We start from the raw sequence: 2,271 nt of genomic DNA, 5'->3' as shown, positions 1-2,271 counted from the left end.
GCCCCTGCCTCGGCCCCCGGGGTGGCCGCCTCCGTGGCCCCCCCGGTCGCGGCGTCGGTCGCCTCGGTCACGCCACGCCGGGATCCGTCGTGGGCTCGGGCGCCGCCATGACATCGTCGATCCGGTAGAGACGAGCGGCCTCCAGAAGGGTGCGCTTGTCGATGCTGCCTTCGCGGACCAGACCGGCGAGAACCGCGACGATGATCGATTCGGCATCGGTGTTGAAGAATCGACGCGCGGCCGGTCGGGTGTCGGAGAACCCGAATCCGTCGGTGCCCAGGACGGTGTAGTCCCCGGGGACCCACCCACGGATCTGGTCCGGCACCGCCTTCTGGAAGTCGCTCACCGCCACCTTCGGCCCCTTGCTGGAGTCGAGTGAGGCGGTGACGAACGGGATGCGGGGCTGCTGGTCGGGGTGACGGAGTTCGTGGCGCTCACACTCGAAACCGTCCCGGGCCAGCTCGTTCCACGATGTGGCCGACCAGAGGTCCGCCGCGACGTCCCATTTCTCCGCCAGCTCTTTCTGGGCCTCGGCCGCGGCGTACATCGCGACACCCGAGGCGAGGATCGACGCCTCGTGCGTTCCCTTCTCCGCCTTACGGAAGCAGTAGAGACCACGGAGCAGTGCCTCGATGTCCAGGTTCTCGGGCTCGGGCGGCTGGGGGACGGGCTCGTTGTACAGGGTGATGTAGTACGAGACGTTGTGGTCGACACCATCGGTCTCTGTCTCGTGCGCCGCGCCCGGACCGTACATCCGCTCGATGCCCGCTCGCATGATGTGGACGAGTTCGAATGCCCACGCCGGATCGTACGAGAGGATGCCCGGGTTGGTCGCGGCGAGCAACGGCGAATGGCCGTCCATGTGCTGCAGGCCCTCCCCGGTGAGGGTCGTGCGGCCGGCGGTCGCGCCGAGCAGGAACCCGCGCGCGAGCTGATCCGAGGCGGCCCAGATGCTGTCACCGGTGCGCTGGAAGCCGAACATCGAATAGAAGATGTACAGCGGGATCATCGGCTCGCCGTGGGTCGCGTACGCGGTCCCCGCCGCCGTGAACTCGGCGACCGACCCCGCCTCACTGATGCCCTCGTGCATGATCTGGCCGCTGGTGGACTCCTTGTAACTGAGCATCAGGTCGTGGTCGACCGAGGTGTAGTTCTGCCCGTGCGGGTTGTAGATCTTCAGGGTCGGGAACCACGAGTCCATGCCGAAGGTCCGGGCCTCGTCCGGGATGATGGGGACGATCCGGTCCCGCAGGGACTCGTCCCGCAGGAGCTCCTTGCAGGTACGGACCAGGGCCATCGTGGTGGCCACCGGTTGTTTGCCCGACCCCTTGCGCAACGAGGCGAAGGACTCGATCTTCGGCACGGAGAGCGGGGTGAAGCTCTGGCGCCGCTCCGGCACGTGACCGCCCAGCGCGATCCGCCGCTCCAGCATGTAACGGATCTCCGGGGAGTTGGGCCCGGGGTTGTAGTAGGGCGGCAACGTCGGGTCGGCTTCGAGCTCTTCGTCCGTGATCGGGATGAGCTGCTTGTCCCGGAACTGCTTGAGGTCGTCCAGCGTCAGCTTCTTCATCTGGTGCGTGGCGTTGCGACCCTCGAAGTTCTGGCCGAGTCCGAACCCCTTGATGGTGTGCGCGAGGATCACCGTGGGTCGACCGGTGTGCTCGAGCGCCGCCTTGTACGCGGCGTGGATCTTCCGGTAGTCGTGGCCACCGCGGCGCAGCGCCCAGATGTCCTCGTCGGACAGGTCCTCCACCAACTTGGCCGTACGCGGGTCGCGGCCGAAGAAGTGCTCGCGGATCCAGGCGCCGTCGTTGGCCCGGAACGTCTGGTAGTCGCCGTCGGAGACGGAGTTCATCAGGGAGACGAGGGCGCCCTCGGTGTCCTTCTCGAACAGGGCGTCCCACTCGCGTCCCCACACCACCTTGATGACGTTCCACCCGGCACCGCTGAAATACGATTCCAGCTCCTGGATGATCTGCCCGTTTCCGCGGACCGGGCCGTCGAGGCGCTGGAGGTTGCAGTTGATCACGAAGGTGAGGTTGTCCAGTGCGTCGTTCGCGGCCACCTGCAGGGCTCCGCGCGACTCGACCTCGTCCATCTCCCCGTCGCCGAGGAACGCCCAGACGTGCTGTTGCGAGGTGTCCTTGATCCCCCTGTTGGCGAGGTAACGGTTGAACCGCGCCTGATAGATGGCGTTCAAGGGTCCGAGGCCCATGGACACGGTGGGGAACTCCCAGAACTCGGGAAGGGAGCGTGGGTGGGGGTAGGAGG

At 66.9% G+C, this 2,271-nt stretch carries 1 protein-coding gene; it reads right to left on the bottom strand.

Features of this window, described 5'->3' with window-relative positions; genetic code table 11:
* Positions 1-67: 67 nt before the first annotated feature.
* Positions 68-2,271, bottom strand: a 2,204-nt coding sequence (aceE, locus tag IY392_RS05155) for a pyruvate dehydrogenase (acetyl-transferring), homodimeric type (RefSeq protein ID WP_194860697.1), incomplete at its 5' end; no start/stop codon positions are given.

It is taken from the genome of Dietzia sp. SYD-A1 (genome assembly GCF_015356725.1).
Classification (GTDB): domain Bacteria; phylum Actinomycetota; class Actinomycetes; order Mycobacteriales; family Mycobacteriaceae; genus Dietzia.
Note: the sequence above shows the minus strand (reverse complement) of the source record. Positions and strands in the feature narration are given on the sequence as shown.